16 protein-coding genes, 1 tRNA gene and 1 riboswitch are annotated in these 14,919 nt (G+C 51.3%); of the genes, 10 read left to right on the forward strand and 7 right to left on the reverse strand.

Annotated features, from left to right (window positions below; translation table 11 throughout):
- The first annotated feature begins 162 nt into the window (after nt 1-162).
- Together deoC and KCG48_RS00115 are read left to right on the forward strand one after the other, a co-directional pair.
- On the forward strand, nt 163-822 hold the full coding sequence (deoC, locus tag KCG48_RS00110; protein ID WP_211799257.1) for a deoxyribose-phosphate aldolase: 660 nt from the start codon (nt 163-165) through the stop codon (nt 820-822).
- A 32-nt stretch (nt 823-854) separates the two neighbouring features.
- A complete protein-coding gene (locus KCG48_RS00115) occupies nt 855-1,187 on the forward strand; it encodes a hypothetical protein (RefSeq protein WP_211799258.1) in 333 nt (110 codons plus the stop codon).
- 66 nt (nt 1,188-1,253) lie between these two features.
- Here KCG48_RS00115 and KCG48_RS00120 read toward each other — a convergent pair whose 3' ends face one another.
- Nucleotides 1,254-1,547 (reverse strand): hypothetical protein, encoded by a 294-nt coding sequence (locus tag KCG48_RS00120; protein ID WP_211799259.1) that lies wholly within the window; start codon nt 1,545-1,547, stop codon nt 1,254-1,256.
- A gap of 176 nt (nt 1,548-1,723) precedes the next feature.
- Here KCG48_RS00120 and KCG48_RS00125 point away from each other — a divergent pair, with 176 nt between their 5' ends.
- From KCG48_RS00125 to KCG48_RS00145, 5 genes are all read left to right on the forward strand, one after another.
- Nucleotides 1,724-2,185 (forward strand): hypothetical protein, encoded by a 462-nt coding sequence (locus tag KCG48_RS00125; RefSeq protein ID WP_211799260.1) that lies wholly within the window; start codon nt 1,724-1,726, stop codon nt 2,183-2,185.
- A gap of 143 nt (nt 2,186-2,328) precedes the next feature.
- Nucleotides 2,329-2,877, forward strand: a complete 549-nt coding sequence (gene hpf, locus KCG48_RS00130; RefSeq protein WP_211799261.1) for a ribosome hibernation-promoting factor, HPF/YfiA family — start codon at nt 2,329-2,331, stop codon at nt 2,875-2,877.
- A gap of 287 nt (nt 2,878-3,164) precedes the next feature.
- Nucleotides 3,165-5,666 (forward strand): preprotein translocase subunit SecA, encoded by a 2,502-nt coding sequence (gene secA / locus KCG48_RS00135; RefSeq protein WP_211799262.1) that lies wholly within the window; start codon nt 3,165-3,167, stop codon nt 5,664-5,666.
- Nucleotides 5,667-5,743: 77 nt separating this feature from the next.
- A protein-coding gene (gene prfB / locus KCG48_RS00140; protein WP_408004678.1) for a peptide chain release factor 2 occupies nt 5,744-6,857 on the forward strand; the annotation gives its coding sequence in 2 pieces (ribosomal slippage) (nt 5,744-5,821 and nt 5,823-6,857; 1,113 coding nt in all).
- 8 nt (nt 6,858-6,865) lie between these two features.
- Nucleotides 6,866-9,022: a Tex family protein gene (locus KCG48_RS00145; RefSeq protein WP_211799263.1), complete on the forward strand. Its 2,157-nt coding sequence runs from the start codon at nt 6,866-6,868 to the stop codon at nt 9,020-9,022.
- Between the two features lie 38 nt (nt 9,023-9,060).
- Here the strand turns inward: KCG48_RS00145 and KCG48_RS00150 are convergent, their stop codons facing one another.
- The gene (locus tag KCG48_RS00150) at nt 9,061-9,357 is read right to left on the reverse strand and encodes a hypothetical protein (RefSeq protein ID WP_211799264.1); all 297 of its coding nucleotides are present in this window, start codon (nt 9,355-9,357) and stop codon (nt 9,061-9,063) included.
- A 135-nt stretch (nt 9,358-9,492) separates the two neighbouring features.
- Nucleotides 9,493-9,606, forward strand: a riboswitch (FMN riboswitch).
- 91 nt (nt 9,607-9,697) lie between these two features.
- Between KCG48_RS00150 and KCG48_RS00155 the strand changes: the two genes are divergently transcribed.
- Nucleotides 9,698-10,294, forward strand: a complete 597-nt coding sequence (locus tag KCG48_RS00155) for an ECF transporter S component (protein WP_211799265.1) — start codon at nt 9,698-9,700, stop codon at nt 10,292-10,294.
- A 70-nt stretch (nt 10,295-10,364) separates the two neighbouring features.
- Here KCG48_RS00155 and rimI read toward each other — a convergent pair whose 3' ends face one another.
- The 5 genes from rimI to KCG48_RS00180 form a co-directional block, all read right to left on the reverse strand.
- The gene (gene rimI / locus KCG48_RS00160) at nt 10,365-10,808 is read right to left on the reverse strand and encodes a ribosomal protein S18-alanine N-acetyltransferase (RefSeq protein ID WP_211799266.1); all 444 of its coding nucleotides are present in this window, start codon (nt 10,806-10,808) and stop codon (nt 10,365-10,367) included.
- Nucleotides 10,805-11,512, reverse strand: coding sequence for a tRNA (adenosine(37)-N6)-threonylcarbamoyltransferase complex dimerization subunit type 1 TsaB (gene tsaB / locus KCG48_RS00165; protein ID WP_211799267.1), 708 nt, complete (start codon nt 11,510-11,512; stop codon nt 10,805-10,807). The genes rimI and tsaB overlap by 4 nt, the downstream gene beginning before the upstream one ends.
- Nucleotides 11,513-11,965: a tRNA (adenosine(37)-N6)-threonylcarbamoyltransferase complex ATPase subunit type 1 TsaE gene (gene tsaE / locus KCG48_RS00170; RefSeq protein WP_211799268.1), complete on the reverse strand. Its 453-nt coding sequence runs from the start codon at nt 11,963-11,965 to the stop codon at nt 11,513-11,515.
- Between the two features lie 172 nt (nt 11,966-12,137).
- A complete protein-coding gene (locus KCG48_RS00175; protein WP_211799269.1) occupies nt 12,138-12,632 on the reverse strand; it encodes a GNAT family N-acetyltransferase in 495 nt (164 codons plus the stop codon).
- A 365-nt stretch (nt 12,633-12,997) separates the two neighbouring features.
- Nucleotides 12,998-13,071, reverse strand: a tRNA-Trp gene (locus KCG48_RS00180).
- Between the two features lie 295 nt (nt 13,072-13,366).
- On the opposite strand from KCG48_RS00180, the gene yqeC reads away from it, so the two are divergent.
- A complete protein-coding gene (yqeC, locus tag KCG48_RS00185; protein WP_211799270.1) occupies nt 13,367-14,143 on the forward strand; it encodes a selenium cofactor biosynthesis protein YqeC in 777 nt (258 codons plus the stop codon).
- Entirely contained in the window at nt 14,121-14,864 is a 744-nt protein-coding gene (locus tag KCG48_RS00190; RefSeq protein ID WP_211799271.1) for a metallophosphoesterase family protein, read from the forward strand. Before yqeC ends, KCG48_RS00190 begins: the two co-directional genes overlap by 23 nt.
- The last annotated feature ends 55 nt before the right edge of the window (nt 14,865-14,919 follow it).

The raw sequence follows: 14,919 nt of genomic DNA on the forward strand, positions 1-14,919 counted from the left end.
AGAAAGTGAAAAGTCTTTTTTCTGTCTTGGATTTCGGATGGATTTCCGCAACCTGGCGCTGGGGGGAAAGTGGGCTTTATCCTGGACGGAGAAATCCGGGCAGATGGTTATCAGCGCCGGGGAAATATGGTAAAATGAGGGGGAAAAAGAGGAGGTTGAATTATGAATAAAAAGACACTCGCCCAGTATATCGACCATACCCTGCTGAAACCCGACGCCACGGAGGCCGAACTGGTGAAGCTTTGTGAAGAGGCCCGGGAACATGGGTTCTTCAGTGTTTGCATCAATCCCTGCAACATCGCCAAGGCCAAGGAACTCTTAGCCGGCACGGAGACCAAGGTCTGCACCGTGGTAGGATTCCCCCTGGGGCAGATGACCACCGAAGCGAAAAGCTACGAGACCAAGGAAGCCGTTTTCCTCGGTGCCGATGAAATTGATATGGTCATCAATGTGGGCAAACTCAAGGATCAGGATTACGAGTATGTGCTGGAGGATATCCGCGCAGTGGTCCTGGCCGCTTCCGGTACGCTGACGAAGGTCATCATTGAAACCTGTCTTCTCACTGATGAGGAAAAGGTGAAGGCCTGCGAACTGTCCGTGGATGCCGGAGCTGATTTCGTGAAGACCTCCACCGGCTTCTCCAAGAGTGGAGCCAAGAAAGAGGATATCGCCCTCATGCGTAAAACCGTGGGTCCCGATCTCGGGGTGAAGGCTTCCGGTGGAATTCGCACCCTGGCCGATGCCATGACCATGATCGAGAATGGGGCAACCCGTCTGGGACTTTCGGCCAGCGTGGCCATTCTGGGCGAACTGGACCAGTAGAATCTGGATTCCAGGGAGAAAGGGAGAACGCCATGTATCGTGACATCATCGACGGAAAGGACTTAAGCCGTCTTCTGCCCGACCTCCCGGAAGAGTTCCGAAGCATTCGGTTGGAGATCTTCATTCGGGAGTATGCCGATGAATATGCCAAAATCGAAGAAGCCCTGCAGAAGATCAAAAAAAAGGTGTCCCGTTCCGCATATCTGGGAAAAGAACAGGAAGTGTTTTTCTTTGAGGGGGACGAGCTGGAGGAAGACTTTCGAAAGCCTCTGCTGTCGAAACTCAAGGAACAGGGATATCAGTGCGACATGAAAGACGGTGCCCGGGGTACCGTGGTGATCACCGTCCACTGGAAAAACGCATAAAAGACTTGGAAGCACAAGACCTTCAAGGGTCCTGGCAGCTTCCAAGTCTTTCCTTTTCCCGCAAAGTTATGCGGTTTTCTTCCTTTGTCGGCGATCAAAGAGCAGGTTGGCCAGCACATTTCCCACCATGACCGCAAAGACCGTCAAGGCGAAAATGAAGTAGGCCAGTGGAAGAAAGCCCTCCAGGTTGCCGAAATACATGTTATAGACCAAATAAGGGATCAGAAGGAGAGAAATCAGCGAGGGCAGATACCGGAGAACCCAGTTCTTGGTAAAATAAGATAAAAGCAAACTGTAGGCTGCACCTCCGGCCAAGAAGAGCAGGAGATAAAGAAATAGTCTCAGCGTTCCGTTGTCCATATGATCAACTCCTGTTCGTGTGAGAGCTTAATGCTTCTCTACTTTCATTATACGCAAAGAGTATTCCGGATTCATTTTTAACGCAAACTATTCATATAATATTAAACAATTCGCTAAACCAGGCATGAATCTGTAGGGTAAAATGTAACGTAACAAAGGACAGGGGAGGTGGCGGGATGAACGACAAAGAACTGAAACGGATGGAAGGACGGTGGTATCTGCAGTATTCGGGATGTCCCCTCTGGAAGAGAGGAAGCATCGACACAATCTCCTTTAACTATGATGTCCAGCATAAGGGCGAGGAGCTGGTGCTTCATGAACAGGTGGAATACCGGAAGAATGGAAAAATGAAAATGAAACGGGGCTTTGAAATCCCGGTGGAAGGGACGGAAAGCTTCAGCTGGAAAGGCGCAGGGATGAACCGGATCTTCCGGAACGGTTCCCGGGTGCTTCATCTGCAGGAAGGGATTCTTGTCCTATGGTTTGAACGGACCATGTCCACCCCGGAATCCATCGACGTCCTCACCCGAAAAAAGCATCTCAATGCCCAGGAAAGCACCCATATCCTTCAGCTGGTGGCGAACTTGCCTGATGCAGCACCGTATCTGGCAGATTTGGAATCGGTGAATATCCTGTAAAGGCTTACAGAGTCCTGGAATGAAATTTGCGCTACTAAAATAGAGTGAAAATTTAGTTAATTGAGCGCCAGGGCTTGAAAAGCCTAGGTGCATCCTTTAAAATAGAATTAACACAAGATCAATACAACAAGGGGGCATAAACCATGAAAACCTATATTTATGCAAGAAACATTACTCTTACACCGGGATTAAAGGAGGCTGTAGAGAATAAGTTAAGCAAACTTGATAAATATTTTGGACTCCCCGTGGAAGCCCGCGCCACCCTCAGCGTCACGAAAACCGATCAGATTTTCGAAGTGACCATTCCCTTTGGAAATGTTCTCCTAAGAGCTGAGGAGTCCAGCGATGACATGTACAAATCCATCGATCTGGTCCAGGACAAACTGGAACGACAGATCCGCAAATACAAGACAAAGATCGAACGAAAGCAGGGGGAGGAATCCATCAGGTTTAACGAAAGCGCCTTTGTTAAAGCTCCGGAAGGAGAAGAAGAGCTTCTTGGTGAAGAAGCCCCAAGAATTGTCCGCACCAAGAAGATCCCCATGAAGCCCATGTCCAAGGAAGAAGCCGTGCTTCAAATGGAGCTTCTGGGTCACAGCTTCTATGTCTTCGAAGATGAAGATGGAGAAACCGGTGTCGTCTACAAACGACGAGACGGAAACTATGGTCTCCTGGAGCGTGAAGAAGAATAACCGATTTTGGGAATAAAGACTGGGAGCATCGGAGGATGCTCCCTCTTTTAATTGGGAGGGATTTTGGACTAGGCTCTTCAGTTAATGGGATTTTAAAGAAAGTCCGGTAATCTGATTACGGACAGAACCAGAAATCCCCGTCTTCCCGGTTGTTGATATCAAAGCGCCAACAGTGCTATAATGATATTTGTGCAAATCTATCCTGACGGCGCTTCAGGCTCGTCCTGGCCTGTCATGGGGAACATCCCCGGAAGAATGAACGGAAATAATGATTTGGAGTTGAAAAGATGGGAATATTTGACAAGGTTTTCGGAACCTACAGCGAGAGAGAAGTAAAACGGGTCATGCCTCTCGTGGACAAGGTGGAGGCATTGGATGAAGCTTATCAGAAGCTCACCGATGATGAACTGAAAGCAAAAACCGCAGAATTTAAAGAACGATTGAAAAATGGAGAAACCCTTGACGATCTTCTGCCGGAGGCTTTTGCCACCGTGCGAGAGGCTTCCTGGCGCGTCCTGGGCATGAAGCACTTTAAGGTGCAGCTCATCGGCGGCGTGGTGCTGCATCAGGGCAGAATCGCCGAGATGAAGACCGGTGAAGGAAAAACCCTGGTAGCCACCCTGCCTTGTTATCTCAATGCCCTGGAGGGGAACGGCGTCCATGTGGTCACCGTCAATGACTATCTGGCTTCCCGTGACCGGGACTGGATGGGACAGATCTATGAGTTCCTGGGCCTCACCTGCGGAGTGATCATCCACGGGCTCACCAATGAGCAGAGAAAGGATGCCTATGCTTCCGACATCACCTATGGAACAAACAATGAGTTCGGCTTTGACTACCTCCGAGACAACATGGTGGTGTACAAAGAACGACGGGTACAGCGGGAGCTGAACTTCGCCATCGTGGACGAGGTGGACTCCATCCTCATCGATGAAGCCCGAACACCGCTGATCATTTCCGGTCAGGGGGAGAAATCCACAGAATTCTATAAAGTGGCGGATTTCTTTGTAAAAGGCCTCCAGAAGGAAGAGCACTTCACCGTGGATGAGAAGGCCAAGTCCGTGGTTCTCACGGAAGAAGGCGTTAAGCGCGCGGAAAATACTTTCCACTTGGACAACTTCGCCGATCCCAAGCACATGGAGCTCCAGCATCATGTGACCCAGGCCCTGAAGGCCAACTTCCTCTTTAAGGTGGACAAGGACTACATGCTCAAGGATGGAGAAGTCGTCATTGTTGACGAGTTCACCGGACGACTCATGGAAGGACGCCGCTATTCCGACGGACTTCACCAGGCCATTGAAGCCAAGGAAGGGGTCAAAGTGGAGCGGGAATCCAAAACCCTCGCCACCATCACCTATCAGAACTATTTCCGTATGTACAAGAAGCTATCGGGTATGACCGGTACCGCCCAGACCGAAGAAGCGGAGTTCCGCCACACCTACGGACTGGACGTCATCGTCATCCCCACCAATATGCCGGTGCGCCGGGAAGACAATCCGGATCTCATCTACCGTACGGTCCAGGCCAAGTACAAGGCCGTTGTCCAGGAGATCAAGGAATCCTATGCAAGACGCCAGCCGGTCCTTGTGGGCACCACCTCCATTGAGAAGTCGGAATATCTGTCCGCGCTGCTCAAGAAGAACGGGGTTCCCCATGAAGTGCTTAACGCCAAGTACCACGACAAGGAAGCAGAAATTGTTGCCCTCGCCGGAGAACTCGGTGCCGTCACCATCGCCACCAATATGGCCGGTCGAGGAACGGACATTAAGCTGGCCGAAGGCGTGGTGGATTTGGGCGGTCTTCGCATCATCGGCACCGAGCGCCATGAGTCCCGTCGTATCGACAATCAGCTCCGTGGACGTTCCGGCCGTCAGGGCGATCCGGGAGAGTCCCGTTTCTATCTGTCTCTGGAAGATGACCTCATGCGGATCTTCGGCTCTGAGCGTCTCTTCGGCATGATCGACAACATGGGCCTGGGTGATGATGCCATTGAGTCCAAGATGGTCACCAAGTCCATCGAGAGCGCCCAGAAGAAAGTGGAAGGCAATAACTTTGACACCCGTAAAACTCTGCTGGGGTATGACGATGTCATGAACATGCAGCGTGAAGTCATCTACGGCCAGCGCTCCATGGTGCTGGAAGGCAAAGACCTGAAGGAAAATATCCGGGCCATGATGAACAACGTGGTCACCCGGGCGGTGGAAATGCACCTGGCCAACGGCAATGACCGGGAAGAAGGCCTGGAAGCCCTCATCACCTACATGGAAGATGTCTATGTTCCCCATGGTCAGGTGACCTTGGAGGACATCCAGGGACTGTCCAACGAGAAGCTCATCGATTTCTTCTATGAGATTGGTGTCGAGCTCCATGAGGCCAAGGAACGGGAAATCGGCGAGCAGATGCGTGAAATCGAACGCGTTATCCTCCTGAAGGTCGTGGACACCAAGTGGATGGACCATATCGACAACATGGACCACTTGAAGCGAGGCATTGGACTGCGCGCCTACAAGCAGCAGGATCCGGTCCAGGCTTATCAGTTCGAAGGTTCGGAAATGTTCGATGAGATGATCGAGTCCATCAATGTGGACACCATCAAGTACATTCTCCACATTGTCATCCGTCAGGAAGAGAACATCGAGCGGGAACAGGTGGCCAAGGAAACCGCTACCAATTCCGACAACACCCTGAAGCGCAAGCCAGCGGTGAAAGACACCCGCATCGGACGCAACTCTCCCTGTCCCTGCGGCAGCGGCAAAAAATATAAGAACTGCCACGGCATTGGCCAATAATATGCTGAACAATAGACTTGGGCGACCAAGTCTATTTTCCCCTGAAGATGAAAATTTACTTTAAAGGAGTGATGACCATGTTGCCAAAACTTATGGAAGCAGCCAACGAGCTCAAGGGCTTCAACGAATCACTGGAAGAAATCCGGGTGTCTCTTTGACATCGCCAGTTTGGAGCGCAAGCGGGAAGAGCTGATCTACAAAATGCAGGCTCAGGATTTCTGGAATGACCCGCAAAAAGCCAAGGAAGTGACCCAGGAAGAAAAGTTCATCGAGAACACCATCGCAGAATACAAATCCCTGGTGAGCCGGGTTGCCGACACCCAGGAGATGATGGATCTGGTGGAGGAAGATGAGTCCCTGGAAGAAGAGGTTCTCCAGGAGGTTCGAAGCCTTCAGAAAGAAGTGGAGGCCATGCATCTTCGGGTGCTTCTCTCTGGGAAATATGATGGCAACGATGTGATCCTGACGCTGAAAAGCGGCGTAGGCGGCACCGATGCCATGGACTGGACGTCCATGCTGCTGCGCATGTACACCCGATGGGCAGAGAAAAAGGGATATCAGGTGGAGCTCATGGAGCTCAATGAAGGGGACGAAGCAGGTATCCGGGATGCCTCCCTGAAGATCGCCGGCCCCTATGCCTATGGTTACCTCAAGGCGGAGAAGGGGATCCACCGGCTGGTCCGGATCTCTCCCTTCAACTCCAGCGGCAAGCGGCAGACGAGCTTTGCGTCTGTGGAAGTCATCCCCATGCTGAAGGATGAGGAAGAAGTGGTCATCAAGGATGAGGACCTGAAGATCGATACCTACCGAAGCACCGGTGCGGGCGGACAGCACGTGAATACCACGGACAGCGCCGTCCGGATCACCCATCTGCCCACGGGCATCGTGGTTACCTGCCAGAATGAGCGAAGCCAAATTCAGAACCGGGAAACGGCCATGAAGGTGCTGAAAGCCAAGCTGGTGGAAATCAAGGAAAGACTGAACAAGGAAAAGATCGAGGACATCACCGGAGAGATGAAGGATGTGGGCTGGGGAAGCCAGATCCGCAGCTATGTGTTCAATCCCTACAATCTGGTGAAGGATCACCGTACCCTGGCGGAGGATGCCAATGTGGGCAGCGTCATGGACGGCGATCTGGACCTCTTTATCAGCGCTTATCTGAAGACATTCGGACAGGGCGCGAAGGAATAGGAGAAAGTATGAACATCAATGAAAAGTTAGCCCAAGAACTCAAGATCACCGCTGCTCAGGTGGAAGGCACCGTGAAGCTCCTGGATGAAGGCGCCACGGTTCCCTTCATCGCCCGTTACCGAAAGGAAGCCACGGGCTCCCTGGAAGATCAGGTGATCCGCCAACTGGCGGAACGGCTGGAGTATCTTCGGGGACTGGAAACCCGTAAAGCAGATATTCTGCGTCTTCTCCTGGAGCAGGAAAAGCTGACGCCGGAACTGGAAAAAGATATCCAGAGGGCGGAGACCCTCACCCGGCTGGAGGATATCTATCTGCCCTTTCGGCCGAAAAAAAGAACCCGGGCCACCATTGCCCGGGAAAAAGGCGTGGAGCCCCTGGCGCTGCATCTTCTCAGCGGGAAAGGCCAGCTGAAGGAAGAAGCCCAGAAGTACATCACCGAAGAGGTTCTAAGTGCCGACGAGGCCTTGAAACTCGCCGGCGACATCATTGCCGAGACCATGGCGGAGGATGCTGACCTGAAGGGGATGCTTCGAAATGTGGCCGTCCAGACGGCGGTGATCAAAACCACCGGCGAGCAGGAAAACACCCCCTATGAGATGTATTACGACCGCAGTGAGGAGGCTTTGAGAATGGCTTCTCACCGGGTGCTGGCTATTAACCGCGGAGAAAAGGAAGGCATTTTGAAAGTAACGGTGACCATGGATGAAGACCGGGCCCTCCGGGCCATCCTCGGCAAATACCGCACCGGCAGAGAGGAAAATGATGCGCTGATTGATCTTGTGGCTCAGGATGCCTACAAGCGCCTGATTTTCCCGGCGCTGGAACGGGAGCTTCGCTCCACCCTCACTGAGCGGGCCGAGGATTCCTCCATCCATGTGTTCAAGGAAAACCTCAAGTCCATCCTCATGCAGCCCCCCATCAAGGGTTACCATGTCATGGGTTATGATCCGGGTTTTCGAACGGGCTGCAAAGTGGCGGTGCTGGATGATACGGGAAAATACCTGGAAAACGCCACAGTCTATCCTACGGTACCCCGGCAGGATATCGCGGGAACGAAACGGGTTCTGAAAAACCTGGTGAAGAAGCATCAGGTGGGGGTCATTTCCCTGGGCAACGGCACCGCCTCCCGGGAGTCGGAGCTGGTCCTCATGGAGATGATTGAGGAGCTCAAGGCCGAAGGCGTGGAGCTTTCCTACGTCATCACCAATGAGGCAGGCGCCTCTGTATACAGTGCATCGAAGCTGGCCAGCGAAGAGTATCCGGATCTGGATGTGACCATCCGGGGCGCAATTTCCATCGCAAGGCGACTTCAGGATCCCATGGCGGAACTGGTAAAAATCGAACCCCGATCCATCGGTGTGGGACAGTACCAGCACGATATCAGCAAAAAGAAGCTGGATGAATCCCTATCCGGTGTGGTGGAGGATGCGGTGAACAAGGTTGGCGTGGATCTCAATGTGGCCACTCCGGCTCTGCTGGCCTATGTGTCCGGAATCAACAAGACCTTAGCCGAAAACATTGTGGCTTACCGGGATGAGGCCGGGAAGTTCACTTCCCGAAAAGAGCTGAAAAAAGTTAAGCGCCTCGGGGACAAAGCCTACGAGCAGTGTGCCGGATTTCTTCGGATCCGGGACGGGAAGGAACTTCTGGACAATACGGGCATTCATCCCGAATCTTATGACATGGCCCATGTGCTCCTGAAAGAGCTGGGCTATGACCGGAAAAAGCTGACGACAACGGATCTCGAGGACATCGAAGAACGGGCAAAGGCCTATGGCATCGATAAGCTGATGACCATCACGGGTCTGGGCAAGCCCACCATCCAGGATATTCTAAAAGAGCTGAAGAAACCCGGACGGGATCCCCGAGAAGAGCTGCAGAAGCCCATGTTCCGCAAGGGAGTCATGGAACTGAAGGACTTGGCCGAGGGGATGATTCTCACGGGCGTGGTCCGCAATGTGGCAGACTTCGGCGCCTTCGTGGACATCGGCGTCCATCAGGACGGTCTGGTCCATAAGAGCGAGCTCAGCAACACCTACGTGCGAAATCCTTTGGATTACGTTCGATCGGGGGATGTGGTGGAGGTCCAGGTGCTCAGCGTGGATCTGAAGCGCAAACGCATCAGCCTCACCATGAAGGGGCTCAATAAGGATAAAAAACAGTAGAAAAAGTAAAGGCCGGGAAATCCCGGCCTTTACGGCGTTTACTGTATTTCGTTGCCTTTATACCGCTCCAACTCGGAGAGGATATGGAGAAATTCGGTTTTGTCGATGTTTCCCAGTTTTCCGCGAAAACTGTTCAGGTATCCCACAAACTCTGCCGAGGACGGTTCCTTATCCGCCTTCATAAAGGTGATGAGGGAGCGGAGCCATTTGGAAAGATCGTCGTAGGTGCTGGAGTAGACGGATTCTTTGTAGATTCCGTGGGGATAGCGGATGGTGAAGGTCTCCAGGAGCTCTTGGCCATCGCGAAGAAAGCTGTCGTACGTTGTGGATCTCATGAAAATTCCCCCTTAAACGGCATAAACACATCAATTGAAAACCGTTTCTTCTCTTGATTTCTTACTTTATTGTAGCATATCTCCAAACATATTGACAGAATATTAACGGTGTGCTACGATGAATTTGTAATTAAATAGCATCTTCAGGGCGGGGTGTGATTCCCCACCGGTGGTATAGCCCACGAGCCGCAAGGTTGATTCGGTGTAACTCCGAGGCCGACAGTATAGTCTGGATGGAAGAAGATAGATTGTTTTAGCGTTCACGCCCTGATTTCTTTGAAGTCAGGGCTATTTTACTAGGCAATCTTCTGGAGATGACAAATCTTTAGGAGGGTTTACAATGGTAAACGTATCAAAAAAAACCAACACACTCGTCAAGGCGGCATTTCTTCTGACTTTGGGATTTCTTCTCACCTACTTTGAGTTCCCCGTGCTTCCCGCCTTTCCCTGGCTGAAAGTGGACCTCTCGGCAGTGCCTGTGCTTCTTTCCGGCTTTGCCTTCGGACCTTTAGTGGGCGTCGGTGTGGAAGTGCTGAAGAATCTCCTGATTTTTACCTTGAAGGGCAGCTCTTCCGGCGGTGTTGGTGAAATAGCCAACATCATCATCGTGGGCTCTTATGTGTTTACCGCTTCCCTGATCTTCAAGAAGATGAAGACTATGAAGGGTGCAATCATCGGAACGCTGGCAGGCGCTGTGCTGATGATTCCTTTAGCCATGCTGGCCAATCACTTCATCCTCATTCCCCTGTATTTCCCGGAAGGATTGGGCGACTTCTATGCCCCCTACATGTTCCAGGGTATTCCGCTGTTTAACCTGATCAAGGGTCTCCTGATCTCCGCTGTGGGAATTCTCTTCTACAGCAAGGTATCCGTTCTCATCAACAAGGAAGCCGGATTTCGACCAGGATACCGCAAAACTTCCAAAATCGCCGGATAAACGGTAAATTTGATGGTTTAAGACCGCAGTAGATAAAAAGACTCATCCCGTGAGGGGTGAGTCTTTTCGCTTAAATCTGCAGATTCATGACTAGGGCATCTTCTCCGTTAATGTAGTACCGGGGCCGTCGGCTCAAGGTGATGAAACCCAGGGAACGGTAGAGAAGCTGAGCGGGGAGATTGGACACTCGCACCTCGAGAAATACATTCTCCACATCCTTCTTCTTTAGAAGGTCAATGAGGTGGAGAAGTAGTGCCCGGGCCAAATGCCGCCGGCGAAAATCCGGGTGCACGGCAATGTTGATAAGATCGGCGTCCTCGTAGGAATACCAGCATTGAAGATATCCCGCCACCTGGTCATCCGCCAGGATCACCAGGTTAATCGCCATATGGTTTTGGATTTCCCGGCGCAGGTCCTCCTTGGACCAGGGGAGGGGAAAGGCAGCACAGCTGATGTCATAGACGGCGTCCAAGTGTTTTTCCTGCAGGGGTTCGATGATGAAATTCTCCATCATGATCGCAGTCCCTTCTTTTTCTCGTACTCATGCTCGGCTTGGCTTTTTCGAAGATATAGGGGAACCAGGGTATGGATATCCTCACTTTCTCCCCGGGCAATGCGCTCCTTTAGTAGGTAGGCCAGATTGGCGGCCTTAGGGATATTCAGCACAGGGGGAGCCAGGAGGACGTTCTCCTGGAAGCGGAGCACCTCCGGTGAAAGTTTTGTCTGGGCTTCTCCCAGGATCAGGATAGGCTGAGTTTCGTCCTTCAGCCTTTCCTTGAGTTCATCAAAGGTGAGAATCACCGGCTCCTGGTGCGTCTCTAGGTGTTCTTTATTGAAGCGGTAAATGCCGGTATAAAATCCGCCGCGGAGGGCGTCCACCATGGGAACAATGAGCCCCTGGAAGCCGAAAGCCCCATAAGCCAGCACCTTCAGGCTGTCCGCCGCATAGAGCGGCACCTGGAGGCCCGTGGCGATGCCCTTCATGGCCGCCAGTCCAATGCGAAGACCGGTGAAAGATCCCGGGCCAGTGGATACAGCCAAGGCATTGATGTCCTTCGCTTCCATGTCCAGCCGCTGCAACAGCTCCTCGATGAGGGGCATGAGGAGGGTGGAGTGCTGCAGGTTGTAGTTGATGTTGACTTCTCCCAGAAGGGCGTCTTCCGTAACCACCGCCAGGGAGCAGTTATTGGAGGAGGTATCGACGCAGAGTATTTTCAATTATTCCAGCTCCTTTAAATAGTCGTATTCTTGGCCTACCCCGCGGATGGTAATCTTACGTTCATCGGGATTTTCCGTTTTCTCCAGGTTCACATGGATAAAACTGTCGGGGAGGATGGATTCGATGAGATCGGCCCACTCGATAAGGGTGACGCCCTGACCAAAGACGTACTCCTCAAAACCGATATCCAGGATTTCATCAGCATCATGGACCCGGTACACGTCAAAATGATAAAAGGGGAGACGTCCCTCGTGATATTCATTGACGATGGTAAATGTAGGGGAGGTGATGTGGTCGCGGATGCCCATGCCTAAGGCAAAGCCTTTGGCAAAATGGGTTTTCCCGGTGCCCAGATCTCCGGTGAGGCAAATGGTGGTGCCTTTTTCCACGCGTTTCCCCAGAGCTTCTCCCAGGTGCATGGTTTCAGCCACGCTGGCGGTATATTTAATCATAAGTATCCCTCTTTTAGTTCCTTTATTATCCTGTTATTATAACGCAACCAAGGCGTTCTGAAAAGCGCGTCAGCCAATGGATGGCCTGGCTAGACAAGAAAACAGATAACGCCCGCAGCTCTGAAGGCAGAACAGCGGGCGCCGATGACGTTCGATATAGAGAAGATCCTTATTATGCAGCCTTCTTCAGATACGCGGTCAGATTCATGGTGAAATGAAGGTTGTCCGCATAGGGATCCAGCGGGAGGAAGCCCACATGCTCAAAGAGATTCACCGAGCGGTGGTTTTCCGTTTTAATTTTCGCATTAACCGTATTGAAACGGTGGGTGAAGAAAGCTTCCTGCAGCGCCAAAGTCAGCGCTCTTTTCCCAAAGCCTTTTCCCCAAAGGGATTTATCGCCGATGGTGATGACAATTTCATGGAAGCCGGACTTACGGATGAACTTCACATAGCCGATGGGGGCATTGTCATGACAGATGAGATAGAAGGGTCCTCGGTTATTAAAGGTTTGATTATAAAGGGGCATACGGGTCGTCAAGACCAGATTGCGGATGGAATGGCTAATTCCGAGATCCTCATTCAGATAGCGGAGAACATCTTCATCTTCCAGCCAGTCTGCGATGCATAAGGCATCGTCCAGAGAGATGTCCTGTCGTAGTGTGATCATGGCTCCTCCTCAAGGGGTTTTTTCCGAAATGAAGATAGCGCTTCAGCCGGAATATCTCTCCGTATTTTAAGATGAAACGCCAAATACTTCAAAGGCCAAAACGAGCGGTTTCCGGGGGAAAAGCACTTTACCTGAGTTTCCCTCGGTTTCCCTCGACTTTTGGATGTTTTACTGTAGAATCCCCATAGATTTTGATATTTCGGCAATAAAAAGAGGATATTTTTGCTTAACATCAGAAATATTGAAGAAACTTCGGAAAACGGGATTTTAAGTGAGGTTTAATTGGGAAAAGGGAAATTCGCTTTAGCGCTTCTCGTGAAATAACAAGGAAAAGAAAAAGCCCTGCACATCGTGCAGGACCTTGTTGGCAGGGGTACAAGGATTCGAACCTTGATTTACGGTTTTGGAGACCGTTGCTCTGCCGTTGAACTATACCCCTAGAGTATTTGATTGCCCTCAACTGGGCTACATTGCTCATTTTAGCATCTTCCGAAAGGAGTGTCAACTGTTTGTTCACATGTTTCCTCGGGGTCTTTGGGTAAGCCAATTGCAAAACAAAATTCTACCCCTAATGGCATATTTCAGTCCAAGAGTCTGCGTCCACCGTCGAAGATCTGTTAAAGCAGGACAAACCGAGGGGGCCGAGGGAAATAAATAGCTCTTTCCGGAGAAGATATGATAAAATCAAGTTGAATACAAATTTGTCCTCAAGGGCCAGGAAAGGAGGTGCGCGGATGCTGCAGGAAATGCTAAAGATGGATAAGTTTCGGAATTATGCCCTGGTGGGTGCCGGTGGAAAAACCACCTTGATCCGCCGTCTCACGGAAGGTCTTCGGAAAAAGAAGAAAATCTTGGTGTCCAGTACCACCACTTTCCTCAAACCGGGATTCCGGGTCTACGATTTTTTGGACTATTCCTATGTCCGGGATTATGACCTAGCTTCTGTGGATCATCCCGGCGTCTACATCATCGGCAAAGGCAAGAATCAGGAGGATTTGATGCTGGGCCTGGAAAGCGAAGACATTGCGGCGATTTCCGAAGCCTTTGACAACAGCATCATCGAGTGTGATTTCTCCAATGGCAGGCGACTGAAGGGATTCCGGGATTTTGAACCGAGAATTCCCCCTTCCACGGATGTGACCATCGGGATTGTGGACATCCAGTCCCTGGGGCTTCAAGTCAATGCCGCCAACATCCACCATCTGGATAAATTCATTGAACTCACGGGAAGTTCCATCGGCTCTTTGGTCACCATCGATAATCTCACCCGGATCATCGATGACCCCCGGGCGCTGTTTAAGGATGCCCAGGGAAAAAGAGTGCTTTTCATCAATAAAGTGGAGAAGGAGCTGGATGAAGCCCTTTCGGCAAAACTACTGGAGTCCATCGATCTTCAGCGGCTGCATCTGGTCATTGAGGGAAGCCTCATTGAGAATCGCTACCTTGTTCTCTACGAAGAGGGATTTATTCAAGATGGAGGAGTCGACCATGATTTATCTGATCGTCAGTGATATCCATTCCAATCAGCCGGCTCTGGATCAGGTGCTGGCGACGGAAAAAGCCGATGAGGTGCTTTTTCTCGGGGACATCATCGGGTATGGCGCTTCGCCGGAATACTGCTACCAAAAGTTCAGAGACCTGGGGGGTAAAGGGGTCATGGGTAACCATGAATATGGGGCCGTCCGACCGGACACCCTGGTTCATTTCAGTGAAAACGCCATGCTGGGGGTTCTTCACAGCATGAAGGTTTTGTCCAAAGAAAATCTGGACCATATGCAGCGATTGCCGGAAACCCTTAAAATCGGGGATCTTCTTTTGTGCCATACGATGCTGGGCCATCCCCTGGAGTTTCCCTACGTGTTCCCCCAGGACAAGGATTCCCTGTATCTAAAGGAGAGCTTCCAGCGCATGGCGAAGGAGGAGATCCAGGTCATTTTCACCGGCCATACCCACAAGCCCTGTATTTTCAAACAGCTTCCCGACGGCAGCATCGAAACTTATAAAACCGCCCAGGGGGAGCTTTTTCTCGATGAACAGCGCTATGTTATCAATGCGGGAAGCGTAGGACAGCCGCGCAACGGGAGCCCTTTAGCCCACTATGTTCTCTATGACACCAAGCTCCGAAAGGTTACCTTCCGCTCGGTTTCCTATGATGTGGATTTAGCGGCAAAGAAAATCCGAGAGGCGGGGCTGCCTGATTTTCTGGCAGATCGTCTCTACCGGGGGATCTGAAAAATTGCTGCATTGACAGAATCCATTGACTTATGATACAATTCGATTGAATACA

This window comes from Proteiniclasticum sediminis (assembly GCF_018128025.1).
GTDB classification, from domain to species: Bacteria; Bacillota; Clostridia; order Clostridiales; family Clostridiaceae; genus Proteiniclasticum; species Proteiniclasticum sediminis.